We start from the raw sequence: 22,746 nt of genomic DNA on the forward strand, positions 1-22,746 counted from the left end.
GGTCGTCCAGGTGGTGGGAGGGTGGCGGGGGGATCACGGTAGGGCCGCCGATGGCTCGCCGGCCGGGGCGGGGTCGAAGTGCCGTACGCCACCGCCAGGTCCGACGATCGTGATACGGATGCCCAGCTCGGCCGCGGCCAGGGTGGCGGCGATCTCGGTGACGGTGGCACCGGCGTCGCCCCACGTGCGCAGCAGCCGGTACCGCTGGGCGAGCGAGAGGCTGACCTCCCCGGGCGGCAGCCCTCCGGAGAGAGTGGCGTAGGCGAGCAGATCCCCGGTCAGTTCTACGCCGAGAGCGCCCAGTTCGTCCATGGTCAGCATGGGGCGCCCACCGGCCCAGTCGCCCGCGCCGAGGCGCGGGACGCGCTGCTCCGCGTCGGGTTCGGCGAGCCGGGACTCGACCCAGCGGTGCAGCGCGTCGGCGGGGTCCGGCCCCGAGAGCAGCGCGCCGAGGCCCGGCCCGTGCAGCCGGCTGGGCGCCCCGGTCCGCAGCGCGTCGGCCAGGGCTCCCGGCAACCAGTCGCCGTCACCGCCCGGCTGACGCAGCGTCAGCTCGGTGGCGTCCGGGTCCGGGGTCGACGGCTGCGGCGCCTGCCGGGCCTCGGCGGCGGGGCTCGGCAGGGGCGCGGAGGCGCGGGCGGTCGTCGAGGTGCCGCCGGACGTGAGGACCGGGGCCGCGGCCGGGCGCTTGAGCGGCCGCGGGCGGATGACGGACCAGTCCCCGTTCCTGCTGTACTCCGTGGTGGTCATCACGAGGTCTGTCACGCCCGTCGACGGGTTTTCCCGGAGATCCATCCGGCGCCGGGTCGCGACCACCGTGCGGCTGACGGCGTCCCGGCTCGCGAGAACCTTGCCGAGTCTCCTCGTGTCCGGACCGAGACCCACCGGGACGATGCGCGCCTCGCTGGGGGGCGTCGCCCTCAAGTCCGGGTCGTGGCGGATCAGTTCGGCGATCTCCTCGTACGGCACGGACCGGGCGGTTCCATCGGGCCACGGAATGGCGACCGTGTCCGGTTCGGTACCCGGAGTCAGGACCATGACGTACGGGGTGCCGCGATCGGCTCCCCCGGCCCACGGAGTGGGATAGTCCGGCTGCGTGCTGCCACCGGTCGGATCGACGACGGCATACCGACCGGTGTCGATCCGGCCGGTGTGCGGGTGCGGCGACCAGTTCCGTCCCACGGCACGGTCGCCCGTGGCGAAGATGCGGGTGCTGTCGTCCAACGCGCCGTGCCGTTGCAGGTCGTAGGCGGCGAGCGCGGTCGCGCTGTGGACATCACGGCCCACCGCCGCCGCCCCGGCCGCCGTCCACAGCAATGCCTCCCGATGCGCCGGATCACGCGGGTCCGCTCCCGCCGGCAGATGCAGCACCTGCCGGGTGAGGGCATCCGCGTCCGGGTGGTCGTCCACCGCCTCGACGGCCCGGACGGTGGCCCACAGCAGCTGCCGGCGATCAGCCTCGGTGACCGTCCGGTCGGGCGGGATGTCCAGCACCTGCCGGGCTCGCGCATCGAGGCCGCCGGTGGCCAGCAGCTCCCGTGCCCGGTCGACGGCCGGCAGGGAGACCAATTCCGACAGGGCTGCCGTGCCGTCGGCGTCCAGCGCGGCGCGCGCCGCCTGAAGCGTGGCACGCACCTCGGCCGGCTCCGGCGGCGTGGGCCGGGGGGTACCGGCCACGGGCCGCTGTCCGGTGTGCGCCCAGGTGACCCGCTCCAGCAATTCGAGGGTGAACCCGCTGTCACCCGCGTGGTCCGGGTCCCGCCGCCGCATGATCTCCAGGGCACCGAGTCCGCTCAGCGCCGTCCGGTAGGCATGGTGATCGTCCTCCACCTGGACGCCGAAGGTCTGCCGCAGTGCGCGTACCAGCCGCAGGGCGGTGTCCCGCCGCTCCTGCGCGTCGATCCGCAGGTCGCCGAGGCCGGCGGTCTCGGCGAGGGCGTCCAGACCGTCCTGGTCGGGCTCCGGCCGCACTTCCGTCCAGTCGGCCAGGGACCCCAGGGCGGACGTGTACACCCCCTGCCTGGCCACCCGGCCGTCGTTCCAGAAGACGTGCGTGCGGTTGGGCGAGAAGACGGTGCGCCGGGTCTCGTTGGCGATCTCCTGGGCGACGGACGGGGCCGCGAGACGGTCGGCGGCGAAGGGGGTGGGGATGTCGAAGCCGACCCGCTCCCCGCTGGCGAGAGCGTCACCCCAGCACGCCATGAGCACGATCGGGACGTCCGGGGCGAGCCTGCGCAGGCTCCGTGTTCGGCGGAGATAACGGCCGGTCTCCCGGCCCCGTGTCCTGCGCGGTCCGGAGTCGGTACCGGTCAGCTGACTGGTGCCCGGCTCTCCGTGCACCCAGACGTACCAGGGCCTGCGCCCCCGCCACGGCACCGGACGGGGAGCGCCGACCGGCCTCTCGGTGACCGGGTCGATGGCATACCACTCGCTGGACGACACCAGGTCCGCGATGCTTTCCTCGCGCAGCCACTGGTCGCCGTTGCCCATCAGGGCCCGGCCGGCCGGACGCCCGTCGAGGGGCATGGTGACGCTCTTGATCTCGTCGGCGTGGACCGTGGTGCCGTCCGTCAGGTGCAGCTCCGCCGACACCTCCGGCCGACCGGTGTCGGCCCAGTCGTCCGGCTCGCTCACGACCCAGGTGCCCAGCGGCAGCTTGGCGTCCCGGTCGTCCAGCACGTTGATGCGACGGCGGGGGCGCTGCGGATCCTTGCCCAGCACGACCGTCCCGGTGTGCGCCCACACCGGCCGCCCGGCACGGAACGCGGCCCGGCGGGGCAGCTCCAGGCCCATGTCGGCGGCCTTCGGCGAGACCAGGACCACCGGAACTGCGGGGTCGGTGCGTGTCAGGACGGGATCCAGGGCGAGGAACTCGGCGAACACCTCCTGGGAGGTCCGCCACCGTCTGCCGTCGGGCAGCGCCAGCTCGACCTCCGTGTGGTCCCCGCCCGCGGTGGCGACCAGGTACGGGTCCGGTGTGCCGTTCGCCGCCCAGGGCCCGGGGTACGGCGTGCTGGTGAATTTCTTGAGCGACACCACGTGAAACGTGGTGGTGTCGGCTTCCTGACCGGCTTGGTCCGTCCAGTGGCGGCCCCGGGGAGTGCCGTCCGGCGCGGTGAGCAGGGTGCCGTCGGCGAACAGGCCCTGTCCGCTCAGGTGGAAGGCGGTCAGGGCGGCCGCGCCGGTGGCCCGTCCGGCGGCCATCGCGTCGGCCACCAGGTCGTACAGGGGGCGCAGCGAGTCGGGTACGGCGTCGGTGCCGAGGGAACTCCCGGGTGCCGCCGAGGGGTTGCTCGGCCGTGCGGCACGCGGCGCGGCCGGGTCGGAGTCGGGGCGCGGCAGCACCTGTTCCGCGACCTCGTCGAGGCTCAGTGAGGAGGGCGTCGGATCGAAGAACGCGAGCCGCGGGTAGAGCTGCCGCAGCCTGTCGAGCACGGGGGACAGCGGCGACCGCTCGACGTCGATGACCGCCCGGCGCCGCGCGACAGGCCCGTCCGCCGTGGGGGTCGTACCACTCACCGGGACCGTACGGCCCCCGCTGCGCACGGCGATCGAGAAGTCGTCGACCCCGACCGCCCTGCCCCGGCGCGCCCGGACCGCGGCCGACTCCGCACCCGACGCGGCCAGTTCGCGGCCGATCGCGGCACGCAGCGCGTCGGCCACTGCCTGCGCCCGGCGCAGGCCGGTGCGCTCCGCCTGCCGGACGGCGCTGGAACCGATCGTGAACCGGGGGCCGTTGCCGTAACCGGTGACGGTGATCGCGGGGACGCGCAGTCCGGCGCTCAGGTCGCGCAGGCCGTCGGCCACGATCTGCCGGGCCTGTCGATCGATCAGCCGCAGCGCTTCCTCGTCCAGATCCGTCCCCTCGGTGAAGTCGACGTACGGCCGGGGCGGCGCCGGGATCGGCACGGCGGCGGTCACCGAGAGCATGGCGGCCGGGTGCGGGGAGCCCGGCTCCGCACCGGCGGACGTGACACCGGGCCCGGGCGACGACGGGGTGAGGGCGACCGGGGCGGACACGAACGACGCCACGGGCACGGGCGCCGGAACGGGACCGGCAGCAGCGCCGGGCCGCGTCCCCTCGCCGCCCGGCACCACCGGCTCGCGGGACGCACTGCCGGGCCCCCGGGCGGAATCGGGGGCAAGCCCCAAGCCGGGGTTCGGGGTCGGGGCCGGAGCTGAGGGCGTGTCTGAGGCCGGAGCCGTGTCCGAGGCCGGAACCGGGGGCATGTCCGAGGCCGGGGCCGCGTCCGAAGCCGGGGCCGGGGCCGGGGACACGTCCGGAGCCGGAACCGGGGGCATGTCCGAAGCCGGGGCCGCGTCCGAAGCCCGGGCCGCGTCCGAAGCCGGGGCCGGAGCCAGGGCCGGGGCCCCGTCCGGCGCCGAGGCCGGAGCCGGAACCGGGGGCATGTCCGAGGCCCAGGCCGCGTCCGGAGCCAAGGCCGAGGCCCTGTCCGGAGCTGTGTCCGAGACCGGGGGCGTGTCCGAGGCCGGAGCCGCGTCCGGAGCCGGAACCGGGGGCATGTCCGAGGCCCGGGCCGCGTCCGAAGCCCGGGCCGCGCCCGAAGCCGGGGCTGGAGCCGGGGTCGAGGCCGGGGCCGGAGCCGGGGACGGGGGCATGTCCGAGGCCGCGTCCGAGGCCGGAGCCGGGGCCGCGTCCGAAGCCGAAGCCGAGGGCGGCGGCGGGGGCATGTCCGGGGCCGGAGCCAAGGCCGAGGCCGTGTCCGGAGCTGTGTCCGAGACCGGGGGCGTGTCCGAGGCCGGAGCCGGGGGCGGCGGCGGGGGCGTGTCCGAGGCCGGAGCCGTGTCCGGAGCCGTGTCCGGTTCCCTTCGGGAAGGCCCGTCCCGGTCCGGGGCGGGCGACTCCCCGTCCTCGTCGAACTCCTCGTCCAGATCCGTGTCGGACACCCGGTCGTCCCAGTCCGACCAACGGTCCGAATCCGTGTCCGTATCCGTGTCCCTGTCCGGGTCCCTGCGGGGAGGCTCCTTCAGGTCCGTGTCGGACACCCCGTCACCCCAGTCCGGCCGCCGGTCCGGATCCGGGTCCGGTGTGCGGGCGGTGGGGGCGTTGAGCGGGGTGAACCCGGGTGCCGGAGCCGCTGCGGTGGTGACGATCGGCTGCTGGCCCGGCGGCGAGAACCGGGCGAGCTGCTGCGCCTGCAACGCGTCGCCGGGCCGGGTGGCGGCCCAGTCGGTGGGGGAGGTTCCGCCCACCGAGAACGGCCCGGTGTTTCCGGTCCGGCCCAGGCCCGCCATCCCCGATGACGTCCAGACCGGCCGGGACGTGGCCCAGGAGACCGCGTGCCGCAGCGGGAGCGGAGCGCCGGCCTTGGGCACCGCGGCACCGGCCGATACGCCGGACAGCACGATGTCGGTGGTCAACAGCTCACGGCCGGCGAGTTCGGGATCGCGGGCGATGAGCTCGGCGACCTCCGCGTCCGGCACGGCGAGCGGGCCACCGGGCAGGTTGAGCCAGGTCCGGCCGGAGCCGGCGCCGCCCACCGAGACGATGTACGCGGGACCCTTGCCCTGGGCGACCCAGGGCGACGGATTCTCGCCCACCCGGCGCAGCCCGCCGCCCGGCCCCGGCGCCACGGTGCCGAGGACGGACCCGTCCACCTGCGCGCCCCCCGGCAGCGGTTGCGCCCAGTTACGGCCGGACGGCCGGCCGGCGGCGTCGCGCATCCCGGTCTGCGGGGCGAAGGCGCCCAGCTCCTCGAGGTGGAACGCGGCCAGCTCGACGGGGTTGGCCGGATCCCGTCCGGCGGCGATCGCCCTGGCGGCCAGCCAGCCCAGGTCGACGCGTTTCGAGGCGTCGGGCGCGGGCAGGTGCAGCGCCCTGGCGGCGATGCCGCCCACGTCGGCCACCCCGGCGAGCCACTCCAAGGATCTGACCTGGGCCCAGAAGAAGCGTGATATCTCCCTCTCGCCGACGGTGGCCGACGGGTCAAGGCGCAGCACCTTGGCAGCCGCCGCCGAGAGGTCCTTGAAGGACCGTGTCTGCTGGGCGATCCCGGTGAGGTGCGGCACCTGGACGAAATCGGTCAGTGCGGTGCCCCGGGGCGCGGCCGCCGCCCGCGCGAGCAGCCCGCGGTAGGCGGCGGCGTCCAGCGCGCCCGGGCCGCCGCCGTGGTCCCGCCGGTCGGCGAAGGCCACCCGCTGGAACAGGTCCATGGTGAAGGGACCCAGCCCGGCCAGCTTGGGATCCTGGTGCCGCATCGACTCCAGCGCGCCGATGCCCCGGAGCAGGTCGTCGTAGGAGGGGTCGCTGTCGATGCCCCGGCCAAGGCCCAGCCGCAGCGCTCGCACCAGCCGCAGGGTCCGGTCGAGGGTCTCCCTCGGCACCGGTCCCGCGTCGGTGTGCAGGCCCGCGGTGCGGGCGCGGTCGGCCAGTTCCGCGTCCAGCGGCTCGGGCCAGAACTCCAGGATCCGGCCGTACCGCCCTTGCGCGTCGGTGTACACCCCTTGCCAGATGCTCGGGTTCGGGCCGGGCGTCTCCTGGTGACCGGTGGGGCGGTCCACGGCCCGTACCCGTTTCCGCGTGCCGTTCGCCACGATCTGGGCCACCGGAAGGTCCGCGAGCGGATCGGCGGTCGGCGGCAGGGACACGGCCACGTTCCCGGCCAGGTTCGCGTTCCCGCCGTCGGCGCTGCTGCCGGCCCAGCACGCCTCCAGGTGGATCCAGTCCTGGTCACGGAGCCTGCGCACGCTCGGCCGCCGCTTGAGCCAGCCGGTGAGACCCTCGCCGGACGCCCGGTGGGTACCGCCGTCCTCCTGCGGTACGGAGAGACTGTCCGGCGCGCCGTGCAGGATGAGGTGGTACACCCGCTCACCGGGACGCGCGCCGATGCTCAGCGGGATGGCCGAGGTGCTGGCGAAGGAACCGGGATGCACGTGCCGGTAGGACGTGATCCGGTGGAGGTTGCGATACAGGTGCTCCCGCTTCCCGGCCAGTTCGGCCGGGCGGAACAACGCGCGGCCGAGCTGCGGGTTGCCGTCCGCGTCGGCGACGAGGGTGTAACTGACCATCCGGCGCTCCCACTCGGGGACGTCCTCGCGGTCCTCCGTCACCACTTCGCCGGGGCTGCTGCGGATCCAGTCACCGCGGGGCACGCCCGTCTTGCGTTCCAGGGTGAGCGTGGCGGGCGTACCGTCGTCCTTCGTGTTCAGGGCGGGCGTGCCACTGGTGGACCACACCTCGCGGCCGAGCCGGTCGGCGAGTGCACGCGGCAGTACCAGCTCCCCGGCTCCGCCGCGCGGGACGACGAGCACCACGGGTACGTCCTTGGGCAGCCCCGCCAGCGCCGGGTCCATGGCCAGCAGTTCGATGAACACGTCCTGCCCCACCGTGACCTCGGTGCCATCGCGCAGTTCCACGGTGAACACCTCGGAGTTTCCGCCCGCCAGGACGACGAACGGCCGTGGCCGTCCCGGCGCCGGCCGCCAGGGTGCCGGGCGCAGGTCGGTCTCCTCGAACGTCCCGTCGTCGTGTTCGACGAGCACCGCCGTGCTGTCCAGGTTCAGGTCCAGGCGCTCGCCCGGCTGGTCCATCCAGTTGCGTCCGTACGGGGTGCCGTCGGACCCGGTGAGCGCGGTCGCCGGGGACGAGGAGCCCCGGAGGGTGAGTCCGAAGGCGGTCAGTGTCGCCAGGCTGTGCGCCTGTGCCACGGCCGGGTCGAGGGCGATCCGGAAGAGGTCCCCGTGGTGCTCGTGGGTCACCGGCGTTCCCGGGTCGAGGCGCAGCACCTCGCGGGCCACGGCGTCCAGGTCGAGGTGCCCCTCGCTCAGCGAGGAGTCCTTCGCGGACTGCCGCAGCCGGTCCAACCGCCCGACGGTGTCGTGCAGTTGCGGGTACAGCCGGTTGCGGGTGATACCGCCACCGAAGATCCGGACGAGTGCCTCGTGGTACCGGGCGTCGGGGGCGGGTGACTCGGGCTCGGGAGTGTCCAGGTCCATGTCCGCCGAGCCCAGGGAAGCAGCGGGGGAACCCGGAGCGGGGGGCGCGGAGGTCAGGGTCCGGGAGCCGCCGGAGGTGCCGTTGGACGGGGTGACCGGGGCCGTGGCCGGCAGCCGCCGGGGGCGGCGGAAGGCCCAGTTCCTGTCGCTGTAGGGCGGCGGCACGGCCAGTTCGAGGGACGTCGTGTCCGTGGTGGCGTCGTGACGCAGTTCCAGCGGACGCAGTGTCGCGATCACGGCGCGGTCGAGGGAGTCCCGGCTCGTGAAGAAGTCGACGAGCTTCCGGGTGCCCGGTCCGAGGCCCACGGGGACGACGCGCACCTCGCTGACAGACCTCATGTTCCGCATCACCGGGTCATGGACGACCAGTTCGGCGATCTCCGCATGAGGAACGGACCGAGTCGTCCCGTCGGGCCATGGCATGGCGACCGTGTCCGGTTCGGCACCCGGGCTGAGGACCACGAAGTACGGGTCGCCACGGTCAGGTCCCTCGGCCCACGGCGTCGGCTGCTCCGCCGACGCACGACCCCCACTCGGATCCACCACGGTGTACCGCTCGGTCTCCAACCGGCCGGTGACCGCACGCGGTGACCAGTTCCGCCCCACGGCACGATCACCCGTCGACGAGACAAGGCTGCCGTCGTCCAACGCACCATGCCGCTGCAGGTCGAAAGCAGCGAGCGCGACCGGGCTGTGGACGTCGCGGCCGATCGCCGCCGCCTCGGCCGCCGTCCACAACAACGCGTCCCGGTGCGCCGGATCGCGGGGGTCCTGCCCCGCCGGCAGGTGCAGCACCTGCCGGGTGAGGGCATCCGCGTCGGGATGGTTGTCCACCGCCTCGACAGCCTTCACCACAGCCCACAACAGCGCCCGGCGATCAGCCGGCGTGACACTCTCGCCCGCCGGTACACCCAGCATCCGGCGGGCCCGCCCGTCCAGACCGCCCGCGGTCATCAGCACTTCCCGCGCCCGGTCCATGGCAGGCAACGAGACGAACCCCGACAACCCCGTCTGACCGTCGGCGTCCAGAGCGGCACGCGCCGCCCGGAGCGTGGCCCGCACATCAGCCGGACGCAGGGACGGGGGCACCGGGGTTCCGGCCACGGGCCGCTGTCCGGTGTGCGCCCACGTCGCCCGCTCCAGCAGATCGAGCGTGAACACACCCCCGCCCGCGTAGTCCAGATCCTGCCGCCGCATGACCTCCAGAGCGCCCAGCCCGCCCAGCAGTTCCCGGTAGGCGTTCTGGTCGTCCTCCACCGACACCCCGAAGACCTGACGCACCGCGCGCACCAGTCGCAGCGCGGCATCCCGCTGCTCTTGCGCACCGGTCGCGGGATCGTCCAGACCCGCCATCCGCGCGACGGCGTCCAGACCGGCCCCGTCCGGCTCCGGCCGCACCTCCCGCCAATCGGCCAGGGTCCCCAGGGAGGATGTGTACACCCCGTGTCTGTATCTCCCGCCGCGGGTCTGCGACACGTGCGTCCGGTTCGGGGCGAAGACGGTGCGCCGGTTGTCGTTGGCGATGTCCTGGGCGACGGACGTGACCGCGAGGGGATCGATGACGAAGGGGGTGGGTCGGTCGTTGTCGGGCCGTTCCGGGCTCGCGAGGCTGTCCGCCCAGCACGAGACGAGCACGATCGGCACGTCCGGGGCGAGTCTGCGCAGGCTGGGCCGGTGGCGGAGATAACGGCCGGTCGAGGGGCCCGGCATGGTTCTGGACCGGGTGTCGGTATCGACCACCTGGGTTCGCCCGGGGTTTCCGTGCACCCACAGGAAGTAAGGCTTGCGCCCCTTCCACGGCACCGGACGGGGGCCACCGACCGGCTCGGTGGTGATGGGGTCGATGGCGTACCACTCCGTCGACGACATCACGGCGGAGACGTGCGGTTCACGCGCCCACCGGTCACGGGTGTCCATCAGCATCCGGCCGGACGAACGGCCGTCGAGGGGCAGGGTGACGCTCTGGATCTCGTCGGCGTGGACTGTGGTTCCGTCCGTCAGGGGCAGCTCCGCCGACACGTCCGACCGGTCGTCCTGGGCCCAGTCGTCCGGTTCGCTCGCGATCCAGGTGCCCAACGGGTGTTGGATCACACGTTCGTCGTACACGTCGATACGGCGGCGGGAGGTCTGCGGATCCTTGCTCAGCCGCACGCGACCGCTGTGGGCCCAGACCGTCCGCCGGGTACGGAACGAGGCCCGGCGGGGCAGGTCCAGGCCCATGTCAGCGGCCCTCGGCGAGACCAGCACCACCGGAACGTCGCGATCCTGGCCCGCCAGGACCGGATCCATGGTGAGGAGTTCGGCGAACACCTCCGGGGAGGTCCGCCACCGCCTGCCGTCGGGCAGCCGCAGCTTGACTGTCTCGTGGTCGCCATGGGCGGCGACCACGTACGGGGCGCGCGCGCCGGCCCTCGCCCAAGGTCCGGGGCTGGGCATGCTGTTGGGCCCGGTCAACGGCACCACGTGATACGTGGCGGTGTCGACCTCCTTACCTGCCTCGTACGTCCAGTCGCGGCCCCGAGGTGTGCCGTTCTCGGTGAGCAGGGTGTCGTCCTCGAACAAGCCCTGCCTGCTCAGGTGGAAGGCGGCCAGGGCTGTCGGACTGGAGTCCCGCCCGGCGGCCATCGCGTCCGTCACCAGGTCGTACAGGTCACGCAGCTTGTCCGGCCCGCTGCGGGCGGCCGTGCCGGCGGGGGAGCTCAGCGCGAGGTCCGCGACCTCGTCGAGACTCAGTGACGACAGCTTGAGCTCGAAGAATTCGAGCCGCGGGTAGAGCTGTTGCAGTCTGTCGAGCACAGGGGACAGCGGGGACCGCTCGACGTCGATGACCGCCCGGCGCCGCGCGACCGGCCCGTCCACCGCATCGGTCGTACCGCTCGCCTGGACCGTACGCCCCCCGCTGCGCACGGCGACCGGGAAGTCGTCGACCCCGACCGCCCTGCCCCGGCGCGCCGCCACCGCCGCCGACTCCGCACCCGACGCGGCCAGTTCGCGGCGGATCGCGGCACGCAGCGCGTCGGCCACTGCCTGCGCCCGGCGCTGGCCGGTGCGCTCCGCCTGCCGGACGGCGCTGGAACCGATGGTGTACCGGGGGCCGTTGCCGTAGCCGGTGACGGTGATCTCGGGGACGCTCAGCCCGGCGCTCAGTTCGCGCAGCCCTTGGGACACGATCTCCTTGGCCAGTTCACCGATCTGCTGGAGCCGGTCCGCGTCGAGGCTCTTGTCGCCCTCGGTGAAGTCGATGTGCGGCCGGGGCCGCGTCTGGACCGGCACGGCTGCGGCCACCGAGAGCGCGGCGGCCGGGTGCGGGGAACGCGTCTCGCCGGATGTCCGCACGTCGGTGGCCGGTGTGGAACTCAGCAGGGCGGGGGACGTGACGTCGGGGGCGGGTGAGGCCGAGGACGTGAGCACGGGTGCCGGGGCGGGAGCGGGCGGCGTGGGCGCGGGTGGCGTCGGAACGGTCCGCGGGACATCGGCCGCGTCGGAGGTGTCGCCCGGTTCCGCGGGCCGCAGGCCCAGTTCGCCGCGGAGCCGGTCGGCGAGCTCGGCCGCCGCGGTCCGCGTTCCGCCCGCCACCAGCAGGTCCGCCACCTGCCGTACGGCGTCCCGGAACTGGTCCCCGGCATACCGGGGATCGGCGAGCACGGACTGCCGGTCCGCCCGCGTGAGCAGGCCGAGGGCCCGGTACCAGTTCCGCCGGATCTCCCCCCGGCCGGCTTCCGGGTCGGCGTCGAGCGCGGTGTCCGCGAAGTTCTCGTACGTCGCGTTCCAGATCCGCAGGGTCGCCCGCGCGGCGACGGCGTGGATCTCTCGCGGCCAGCGACCGCTGCCGAGCATCAGGTGCCGGACCTGGTCGACCGGGTCGTCGGCGTCGTAGATGCCGTCGGGGTCGGGGATGCCGAGTCCCGAGCGGTCGGCCGGAAGGTCGCCGTCCGTCAGCCGCTGGGCGATCCACCGGCGGTGGGTCTCGTCGAGATCGGCGACCGGGACGTCGAGTTCGGCCGGGTCCAGCCCCAGGCCCCGGTCCGGTGCGGTGTCCCCGGGGTCGGGGAAGGAGCGCTTGTCGCCTTCGGTACGGCCCGGCGCGACGGGCGGCTCGTGCGTCCCCGTCGGCTTCGTCGTCTCCGGCGTCTCCGTCGGCCTCGTCACCACCGCCGTCGACTCCGTCTCCGTCACCACCCGCAGGGGCGGGGGCGGAAGCGGAGTCATCGGCGCGGGGGGTGCGGGGGGCGCTTGCACGGGGCCGAGGGGGCGCGGCAGGGCGGCCAGATAGGAGTCCCCACGGCGGTACACGGTCACCTCGCGGAGCGGTCCGGTGCCACGCGGCTCGGCGCCGGCGAACCGCTGCGCGGAGCCGTTCTCCCCGACCACCGTCAGGTTCACGCCGAGCGTGCGCGCGGTCAGGAACGCGGCCAGGTCGGCCGTGCCGCCGTCCCACCGGCGGGCCCGCTGCACATGGAGCTGGACCAGGCTCCGCCGCTGGAAGGGGGTGAGCCCGTCGCGTACGGCGTCGGTCAGGCGTCCCCCGTCGGCCTGGACGGCGGCGCGCAGGGCCGCGTCGCGCGAGAAGCCGCGGCCGACCCTGATGTCCAGCTCCCGGGTGTGGAACACCGCGTCCGGGTCGAGGGCCGGGTCGTCGGGCATGTGCCGGCTCCGGGCCACCCGGGCGGCCAGCTCGGCGAGGGGGACGCGCCGGCCACCGAGGCCACGGGCGACGGCGGCGAAGAAGCCGTTGCCGTCCACGTCCGGCGGGTGCAGGTCGTAGACCCGGGTACGGCCGTCGGGTTCGGTGGCGGTCAGGACGCGGTGGTCGGTGGCGGCGTCGAAACGTACGCCGGTCTCCGCCGGGTCCGGCTGCCAGGGCGGCCGTGCGTGGGCCGGGCGGGCCCCCCGGTCGGCGCCGTCGCCCCCGGTCTCACCCTTCTTGCCGTCGTCCTTCTTCCCGTCGTCCTTCTTGGTGTCACTCTTCTTGGGTTCCGGCGGCTTGCTCTCGCCGTCGGCCGGCGGCGGGGTGAAGGTGACCTCGGCCGGCTCGGGAGTGGCGCCGAGGCGCCCGCGGCCGTCCTCGGTGGCGTTGAGCTGGTGCCAGCGGGTCAGCCGGTCGGCGCCCTCGCGTACCCGGGCGTACTCGTCGGCCAGTGCCTCGGCGGTGGTGCGCGCGTGCTGCAACCGGCCGGTGAACGCGTCCAGTTGGTCCTGGGCGTCGTCCCGGATCCGCCGGGCGGCGGTCACCTCGTCCGCCGCCGCCCGCCGCAGGTCCCTCAGCCGTTCCTCGGCCCGTACCAGCTGCTCGTCCTGCAGTTCCGCCCAGCCGTCGTGGGCGGGTTCCGCGGACCGCGTCTCGTCCTGGACGCGCCGCAGTACCTCGCGCGCCTGGACGATCTGCGGCAGCGTCTCGGGATCGCGGGCGGTGAGCACGGCCAGGTCCCGCTCCGCCTGCTCCAGCGCCGACTCCAGCCGCGCTCCCTCGCCGCGGCGCAGGTCCCAGTACTTCTTGTCGGCGGCCGTCCACCCCTTGTCCGCCTTGGTGACCGCGTCCCACGCCTTGGCCACCTTCGGCGGGAAGCGGGTGTCGTCGATGAGGCCGAGGTCACGGGCGATGTCCTCCCGCACCCAGGCCAGGACGGCGGTGTCGGTCGACACCGCCTGCGGTGCCCGGGTGGTGTTGCCGAACGGGCTGCGCAGCAGCCGTATCGCCCCGCTGTCCTTGAAGTGGTGTTGGACCGCGGCCACGCTCAGCCAGGTGGTGGGGATGGCGAAGAGGAACGAACGCGTCGAGTTCGGCTTGACGTTCACCGAGGCCAGCCGGTCACCACCCGCGGTGAAGGCGTCGGAGTCGGTGGAGGAGTCACCGGGGCCGGAGGCGCCCATCTGGTTGGAGCCGGTGTTCTGCGTGGACGTGACGGGGCCGCCGCCCAGCGAGGACTCGGTGGTGCCGACGCGGGCGGCGGACATGCCGCCGGCGTTCGTGTCCCGTTTGGGCGCCTCGTGCTTCATCCCGTCGGTGACGGTGAGCAGTTGGGCCCGGCCGAAGTCGGGCTTGGAGTACAGCGTCAGGTCGCCGTCCGCGCCGCCGAAGAAGCCCCGGTCGGTCAGGCCCGGCACCTGGTATCCCTGCCCGGTCAGCGTGCGGTCGTAGAAGGAGGTCAGCGACCCGTTCCCGGTGCCGTCCTCCAGGTTCTGCGCGGAGCCGGTGCCCGCCCGGGTCAGCGGGGTGTCCAGCGCCTCGGCGAGCAGGTCGGCACTCGGCCCGCCGGCCTGCGGCACATTCACGGAGGAGTCGTACGCGGCCGCCAGCGCCAGGGTGTTGGCGTTGTGCAGCTGGTCAAGGCCGACGATCCGGCGGACCTTGAACCCGTCTTCGGGCAGGGTGAACGGCTTCGTGGTGCCGTCGCCCGGATGCGGTACGTCGTGCCAGCCGCCCGGTCCCATGGCGCGCGGCAGGGCCACCTTGCGCGGAGCGCCGGGCGGGTCGAGGGCCGGCGGGGCGAGCGGGTCGGGCCGCGGGGCGCCGCCGTCGGCCGGGGCGACCGGATCGGGCCGCATCAGGCTGAGCGGATAGTGCTCGATCAGGTCTCCCACGTCGCCCTGGGAGACCACGGACACCCGGCGCCGGCCGGTGACCTTCCGCCCCCACCGGCCGGCCCGCGCCTGGAAGCCGGTACGGGGGGCCTCCGGGTGGCCGTCGGCGCGGGTGCCGTCGGCATCCCCCGTGTCCGTGACCTCCAGGCTGAGGCGGAGCCGGTAGCGGGTGACGTACTCGCCGTGCGCCTGGGTGGTCGTCGCCGTGCCGATGCGTACGCTCCCCTCGGAGCGGTACTGGGACACGTTCTGCTGGGTGGAGCCGACCTCGGAGTAGGTGGGGCCCGCCGCCCGTACCGTGTCGTTGCCGGTGTGCACGCCTTCGGTGACAACCGTGCCGATACTGGCGCCGGAGGCCCGGTCGCGGCCCTCCTGAACCGTCTCCACCGCCTGCCGGTGCTCCTCCAGTTCCACGCTGTGGCCCAGACCCGTGAACCCCGGCCCTTCACCGTCGGTGGCGGCCTCGGCGCGGGGCACCCGGACCGGGATCAGTTCCGCCCGGGCCCTGGCCTGCCGCTCGCCGATCCAGAACTGCACGGTCTTGGAGCCCCAGCGGCCGATTTCCGCGGTCACCGAGGAACCCGAACCGACCATCTCCTTGCCGAGCGCCCGCACCACCCGGTCCGACATCAGCCGGAGGACGGCGTCCCGGTCCGCCTTGGACAGCCCGAGCGGACGCAGCTTCCGGTCGAAGTCGGCGAGGACGGACGCCGCGTTGAGGGAGTTCACCGGGAAGCTGCCGAAGGGGTTGTCCAGCAGCCACGGCTGCGGTGACCAGGAGCGGCGGGTGTAGAGCGGCACGCCGCCCAGGCGGTCGGTGCTCCAGCGGTCGGTGAGCAGGCCGAGCCGGTAGGCACTCTTCTCCGGGATGTGCCCCGTCCAGCCGCTGTCGACCCGCACCCGCCGGCCCGCGCTCCCGGCCAGCCGGCGCGGTATGTGGCGCCAGCCGAGCGCCTTCTGGCCGACCGTGGAGGAGGCGGCCGCGATCTCGTGCTGGACGTCACCGGTCACCAGGACCTGGCGGTTGAAGTCCTTGCGGTTGATCTCGGCGACGGCGCTCCGCAGCACGGTGAGCACCCGGGAGCGGTCGAGCCGGTACGGGCTGATGGCGACACCGTAGGTGCCGGTCAGTCCGGGCCCGGTGTGGTGGGAGTGCAGATAGCCGAGCTGGCCGCCGAAGAACAGGGTGCTGATGCGGGCCTTGCGGCCGGCGGCCGGGGTGACGGCGCCGATCGTGGTCTCGGTGTCCACCGTGACCGGACCGGTGAGCGCGGTGAGGCTGTCGGGCACGATCCTCGTGCGGTGCGCGAGGACGGAGGAGCGGTTCAGGTACGGCGCCTTGTCCCACAGCCCGGAGACCCGCCAGGCGAGGGGGCTGGAGGTCTGGTCGAAGTTGGCGGTCAGGTACTGGCTCTGCAGGGCCCGCAGCACGGCGTCGTGCGAGGGGGCGCCCTGCTGCGACAGCAGCCACGACCCGCCGGACGCCTCCTCCAGCGTCTCCTGGGCGGCCTGGTCGAGCCCGGGATCGGAGGTGACGGCCAGGGTGAGGTGGGGGTGGTTCTGGTAGCCCTGGGGCCTGCGGCGCGCGGCCTGGTCGAACAGGGCGGGAGTGGCCAGCGCCAGATCGCGGGCGACCCGGGGCGGCATGGGCAGCGGCCGGCCGTGCAGGGGGTGCGGGGTACGGGCGGTGACGCCGGGTCTGGGGACGTGCTCCACCGGGATGCTCAGCAGCACCCGTCCGGCCAGGGGCGTGCCACCGTGCGGAGCCGGCCCGAGCAGGTTGCTCTCCCGCTCGGCGAAGACGAAGGGCTGGGTGCCCAGCAGGTTCAGGAAGAGGATGCCGCGCAGCAGGCTGCGGAACCGCCAGAAGCCGCCCCGCCGGGCGGTGAGGGTGAGGTCGTAACTGTAGAGGTGCGCGCCCTTGGTGCTGATGGACATGGCCTCGTGCGTGACGCTCGGGCCGTGGGAGCTGTCGGAGTCGTGCCGGGTGCCGTACCGCCCGCCGATCGACCCCGTGCCCGCGTGCAGCGGGACACCGACCTCGTCGGTGGCGGAGTCGCGCGCCGAGATCAGGCCCTCCGCGCCGATGTGCAGGCCCCGCCCGCCGCTCTGCTGCCCGCCCAGGTTCTCGCTGCCGGGTGCGCTGAACCGCAGCCGCAGGTCCTTCTGCGTCCCCTCGAACTGCCGCCCGGTCAGCCTGGCGTCGATCCACACGTACCGCACACCTCGGGTGAGGCGACCGGAGTCGACCAGGGGGATGCGCTGCCCGGTCTTCATCATCGTCTCGAGGGTGCCCGCCATGCTGTGGTGGGTGAGCGTCTTGAGGACCTCCTGGGTGTTGGACTGCACGATCTGGAAGTGGTCGGCGTCGCGCCAGCGCGGGTTGTCCGGGTTGAGTTCGGCCAGCGGCGCGACCAGGTTGGGGTAGACCCGGGCGACCTGGTCGAGCACCTGCTCGGCGACGTGTTCGAGGAAGGTGCGCTGCTGACCGCCGGTGGTGCGGGTGACGGCTCCGTCGGCGAAGGTGAACTCCTCCGGGCGGGCCATGCCCAGGGTCGTCGGGTCGTCCTCGGTGAGGTACGGCGGCACGGCGGGCTCGTCCCCGCGCGGCCGGTCGCCGTCGAGACCGGCCAGCCGTCTGGCCTCCGTACGGGTCATCCGTTCCACGGCCCAGGTCTGGAAGGTCTGGCTGCGCGGCGGCAGACTCCACGTCCGCGGCGGGTTCTTGCGCAGCCTGCCCCGCCGCTCTCCCCCGTCGCCCCGCTGGTCGGGCAGCGGGGCCTTGGTGTCGGGCGGCGCGGTCACGACGATCGTCTTCTGGACGAGGTAGAGCCCGGTGGGGTCGCCCTTGGCCTGTCCCGCGGCCTTGACGGCGCCGGTGCCGCCGGTCGTCGAGGTACGGCCACGGGAACTGCCGTAACGGGCGTTGAGCCCGAACAGCAGGCGCAGGTCGAACTTGCCGTGTTCCAGGCCGAAGAGCTGGAAGGAGGGCCCGACCGTGCCGCCGATCTCGGTGTTCTTCGACCGGCCGAGCACCCGTTCGTTGCGGATCGTGGACTGGGTGATGTCACGTAGTTCGGCGGCCTTGGTCTCGCTGATGCGGACCGCGTCGCCGGAGCGGACCTCCACCGAGAAGAAGCCGAGCGGCGACAGGCCCGCCGAGTCACGGAACAGCGGCGGTGTGGTGGTCCGGCCGGCGTTCAGCACCCGGCTCATCCGGTGGAAGCCGTCGGTGGAGAAGAAGTCGCTCAGCTGCGAGCCGGCGAAGCTGTCCGACTTGACGCCGGTCTGCTGCAACGCCCAGTCGCGGATGTGCCCCATGGGGCCGTACGCCTCGGTGCCGACCAGCCGGTAGGAGGGTCTGCCGCCGAGGTCCATCCGGTCGGGCAGCGACTCCGGGAGCGCCTTGTCGTGGGTGAGGCTGTCGGCCAGCCGGGCTCGCACACCGTCCCGGACGGCGAAGCCGAAGCCGACCGCCCGTGTGCTGCCCTCCGGGACGGCCTTGCCGGCCTCGTCGACGGGACGGCCCAGGCGGTCGGTGACCTTGATGTCGTACCAGACGTCGGCCAGGTGGGGGTGGGATCCGTCGGTGGTACGGGTCTCGATCTGGTTGAGCGTCTGGTTCTGCATGGCGTACTGCGCCCGCTTGCCCCACGACTTGCGGAAGTAGACCCGGCCCCAGACATGGAACTGCTCCTTGGCGGGCCCGAGCGGCACCATCGGCACCAGTGAGGTGGACGTGCTGTTGACGGCGGTCCGGCCGGTCGTGGCGGTGAACCGCTGCATGGTGTCCACCTTGACCGGGTTGGCGTACCCGAACGTGAACCGGCTCCAGTTCCCGTACGGGCGGGCGGTCACCGTGACCACGCGGGTACGGCCGCCGGTGGTGCGGTAGGTGAACCGCTGCCCGTCGCCGAAGAAGCCGCGCGGATTGCGGTTCAGCCGCTGCTGTACGTCGTCCTGAAGGCTCCGGCCGAGGGTGCCCCAGCGCTTCTTGGGCGGGGCGGGAGCCATCCGCCCCGGCAGCCGCCCGACGACCTCCGCCGTGACCTGGTCGATGCCGCGCAGTTCGGGGTCGCTCTGGCCGAAGGTGTAGGAGCGGCGCACGACGTCGGCGGAGAGCCCGGGGTGCAGGGCGGCGATGCCGCCCATGTAGGCGGGCAGCCGGGACCCGTCGGTGAACCGCACCGGTCCGCCGCCGTTCACGGGGGCGGGCGGCAGGTCCCGGTCGATGCGCGGGGGTCGCCGCCGGTCGATGTCCTGGCCGACCCAGGTGGGCGGCAGGGTGCCGGGCCGCGTGCTCGCCGGACGCGGTGCGGGTGGCGGGGCGGGCGGCGGCGGGGCGTCCTCGGGAACGGTGCTCAGCGGGGTGGCGAGCGGGTGCGTGCGCGGGGGCACCGAGGATCGGGAACGGCTGGTACGGGGCGCGGCGCGGTCGGTGGCCTTCGGCTCGACCGACGCGTCAGAGCTCGTCCGCACGACGGGGTCGGCGGACTTGACGGTACGCGTCACCGGCGCGGAGGACTCCGTCACCGGCGCGACGGGCGTGGGGGTGCGGGTGGTCGCGGAGGTGCCGGTGGAGGTGCCCGTGGACGTGACGATCGGGGCCGGCGGAGTGCTGCTGGGCAGGTCCACGACCGGCGTTGTGCCGGTGGACGTGTCCGTGGACGTCACCACCGGGGCCGGCGGAGTGCCGCTGGACGGGTCCACGACCGGCGCCGTGCCGGTGGACCTGCCCGTGGACGTGATGATCGGGGCCGGAGCCGGCTGCTCGATCGGCTTGGGGCGGGCGGGAGTCCGATCGCCGCGGCCCCGGACCGGCAGGCCCAACGTGTCACGGAGGCGGTCGGCGAGATCGGCGGCCACCGGCGGGTCCGTCATCAGCCGGTCGGCGACCTGTCGTACGGCGTCCCGGTACGCGTCCCCCGCATACCGGGAGCCGGCGAGGACGGGGTGCGCCTCCGGCGGCAGAACCAGTGCCGTGGCCGTGTTCCAGGCGCGGGACGGGTCCTCGGCCGGGCTCCCGTCCGTCTCCCCCGCCACCGAGTCCGCGAAGTCCGTGTACGCCTCCCGCCACAGCCGCCGCGTCACGTTCGCGGCGGTGACGTCGAGCGCCTGCGGCCACGGCCCGGGACTCAGCATCGACAGCCGGGCCTGCTCGACCGCGGACAACCCCAGCCCCTGCACAGGAAATTGCTCGACACCGAGCTGCTCCTGCACCAGCATCTCGGGCGTGATCGTGACCCCGGCCGCTCGCAGGTCGTCGAGACCGACGGTGCCGTCGACCGCGAGATCCGGCGTGCCGGTGGGCAGGTCCTCGGCCGAGACCTGCTGGGCGAGCCACGTTCGCTCGACGTCGTCATGCGGAACCGCCGGAGCGATGTCCGTCCGGCTGTCCGGCGCCGGGGCGTACGGATCCACGCCGAGGTCCCGCAAGTGGCCCTCGATCCCCGCCAGATCCTCCCAGGCACGCTCCGCGTCGGCGATGGCCTCCTCGAGGACGACGTCGTCGCTCACCTCGCCCGTCTCCCTACCGCCGCGCAGCTCGGCGAGGGTGTGGACGGCGTCCGTGAACGTCCGTACCGCGTGGGCGTGTTCGTCGCGTACGAGGGCGATGTCCGCGTCGGACGAGGTGTCGACGTGTTCGCCGTCCACGAGGTCGGCCTCAGCGTCGACCTCCGGCAGGCGGGACCTGCCTCTCGTGCTGCCGTCCGGGGTGGTGGCGGACGTGTTCGGTGCGCGATGGCCGGGCGTGTCCGTCGCGGGGGTGGCGTTGGAGGACGTGGTCACCGGGGACGGGGACAGGGCAGTCGGGGGCGGAGGGGTGAGCGGAGCCGTCTGCGTGTCCGGCTCGGGAGTCTCGGTGAGATCCTGACTCTGCTCCGGCTTCGGGGTCTCGGCCGGATCCCGAATCTCGTCCGGCCTCGGAGTCTCGGTCGGGTTCTCGCTCTGCTCCGGCTCCGGAGTCTCGGTCAGATCCTGACTCTGCTCCGACTCCTGGCTCTGGTTCCGGCTCTGGCTCTGGCCTTGGTTCTGGCTCTGACCCTGGTTCTGATCCTGGCCCTGGCCCTGGCCCTGACCCTGGCCTTGGTTCTGGTTCTGGCTCTGATCCTGGCCCTGGCCTTGGTTCTGGCTCTGACCCTGGTTCTGATCCTGGCCCTGGCCTTGGTTCTGGCTCTGACCCTGGTTCTGATCCTGGCCCTGGCCTTGGTTCTGGCTCTGGCTCTGGTTCTGATCCTGGCCCTGGCCTTGGTTCTGGCTCTGGCTCTGGTTCTGGTCGGTCTGTGTGTCGACGTGGTTCGAGTGGCTCTCGGGGATGTTGTCCGAGCGGTGACCGTTGCCGGTGCCGGAGTCTCCGGTCAGGCCCTGGGACGACCCGGTGGAGGACCCCGGAACGGCTGTGCGCGGCGCGTCGCTGCCCACTGTGGGCGGCCGGCTCCCGGTGGCGTCCGTCGTGCTGTCGGCCGGGGTCCCCTCGGGCGTGGGCTGCTGGTGCGTCTCGTCCGGTCCCCGCCCCTCGTTCTGCCCTTGGCCCTGGCCGGGACGGCCGGAGACCTCCGGGACCGTGGCGGAGGAGGTGACCGGTCTCCCGCCCGTGGTGTCTCCACGGGGCGCCTGCGAGGTGACGTCCGTGTGGGCATTGCCGGTGACGTTGCCGGTGCCGCCGCCCCTGGTGTGCAGGCCGCTGGAACTCCCGGGGTTCCCGTCGAAGCCCCCTGCCCCCGAGGTGAAGTTCGCAGCGTTGCTCTCGAAGCGCCCCGCGTCCCCGGTGAAGTTCGCGGCGTTGCTCTCGAAGCGCCCTGCGTCCGAGGTGAAGTTCCCGGCGTTGCTCTCGAAGCCCCCGGTGCCGAAGCCGGGGCCCAGGTTCGTCGGGCCGCTGGTCAGGTCGAGCGAGGACGGCGGGCCGCCGTTCGTCGCGCGGGTGCCGTCGGAACCGCGGTTGCCCCCGTCGTCGCCACGCCCCCCGCGACCGCCGGACGTATCGCCACGGCCGGACTCGCCGCCCGAGCCGCCGGAACGCTTGTCGACCCCGCCCCAGTCCGGCGAGTTCGTCGCGCCGAAGTCCTTGGACGAGAAGGAATGGCCGTTCAGTCTGCCCAGCCGGCCCATGCCTTTCCCGATGCCGGCTTCCAGGCCCGACTCGACCCGTTCGCTGAGCCCGGCCCCCACGAAGGTCAGCCAGCTCGCGCCGAAGTTCCCGTAGAACGTGGCCATGGTGATGGCCTCGGCCAGCCACTCCGCCCCGCCGTCGGCGACGAACTGCAGGGGCTGTTCCTTGAGATCGAACTCGTGCGAATCGTCGTGGTGACCCTTGTTGTTGCCGTGGTCACTGCCGTTCTTGGGGCCACCCGTGCCGTCCGGGCCGCCGCGGTGATTCCCGTCGGGGGTGTTGTGGTGGTTGCCGGTCGGGACGTCGTTGCCGCCGCCCTTGTGCTTGCCGGGACCGTTGATGTGGTCGGGGCCGAACTTGCCCCATTTGTTCGGCGGGTCTTTCAGGGTGTTGTCGAAGACCTTGCCGATGAAACCGGTGATGTCCTTCGCGATGTTGCTGAAGATCGACGCGAAGCCGCCGGCCAACCCGCCGACGAACGCGCTGATTCCGACGTCCTTCCAGTCGACGCCGTCGGGCCGCTGGCCGTTCGGGGCCCACTTCATCAGGGCCAGCCGGACCACCAGGGTCTGGAACGCCTCCTCGATCGCCTCCGTGATGCTCGGCAGGAAATGCAGCCGTGTGCTGAGCTCGATCAGGATGACCAGCATCCGGGCCTTGGCGACCAGCTTGCGCAGGGCGATCGCGCTGAGCGAGCTGCCGCCGGTGAAGTACGACAGCGCCGTGAGCACGGCGATCTCCACCGCCAGCCTGATCAGTTCGGCGATGAGCTGCCACTTGGCCTCGCGGACGTCCATGGCCGTCTTCCGCAGCCCGCCCGACACCTCGGTCATGCCGTCGGTGAGCTTGTCGAGGTAGGGCAGCATCTGGTTCATGGAGTCGATGAAGCTCGCCCCGACCTCCCCGGGCAGCGCGTCACCGACGTACCTGATGGCGTCGCGTATCTTCCCTTTCAGGATGCCGACGTTGCCCTTGGTGGCCAGGTAGTCGAGGTTGCGCAGGTTGGCCTCGTCCTCATCCGTCTTGGGAAACATCTCTCCCGTGAGGATGAAGATCATGGCCTCTTGCCATGCGTTGGGCTTGAGCGTCATGAGCCA

Annotated in this window: 1 protein-coding gene; it reads right to left on the bottom strand. The window is 73.4% G+C overall.

What is annotated here, in order from left to right; translation table 11 throughout:
• Window positions 1–33 precede the first annotated feature (33 nt).
• On the bottom strand, window positions 34–22,740 hold the full coding sequence (locus CTZ28_RS46795; protein WP_183154206.1) for a lonely Cys domain-containing protein: 22,707 nt from the start codon (window positions 22,738–22,740) through the stop codon (window positions 34–36).
• Window positions 22,741–22,746: the final 6 nt, after the last annotated feature.

The sequence above is a fragment of the Streptomyces shenzhenensis genome, from assembly GCF_003688995.1.
GTDB lineage: Bacteria > Actinomycetota > Actinomycetes > Streptomycetales > Streptomycetaceae > Streptomyces > Streptomyces shenzhenensis_A.

Coding starts and splice junctions, on each gene's coding strand:
- CTZ28_RS46795 (WP_183154206.1), bottom strand. CDS start 22,740: ATGACGCTCAAGCCCAACGCATGGCAAGAGGCCATGATCTTCATCCTC.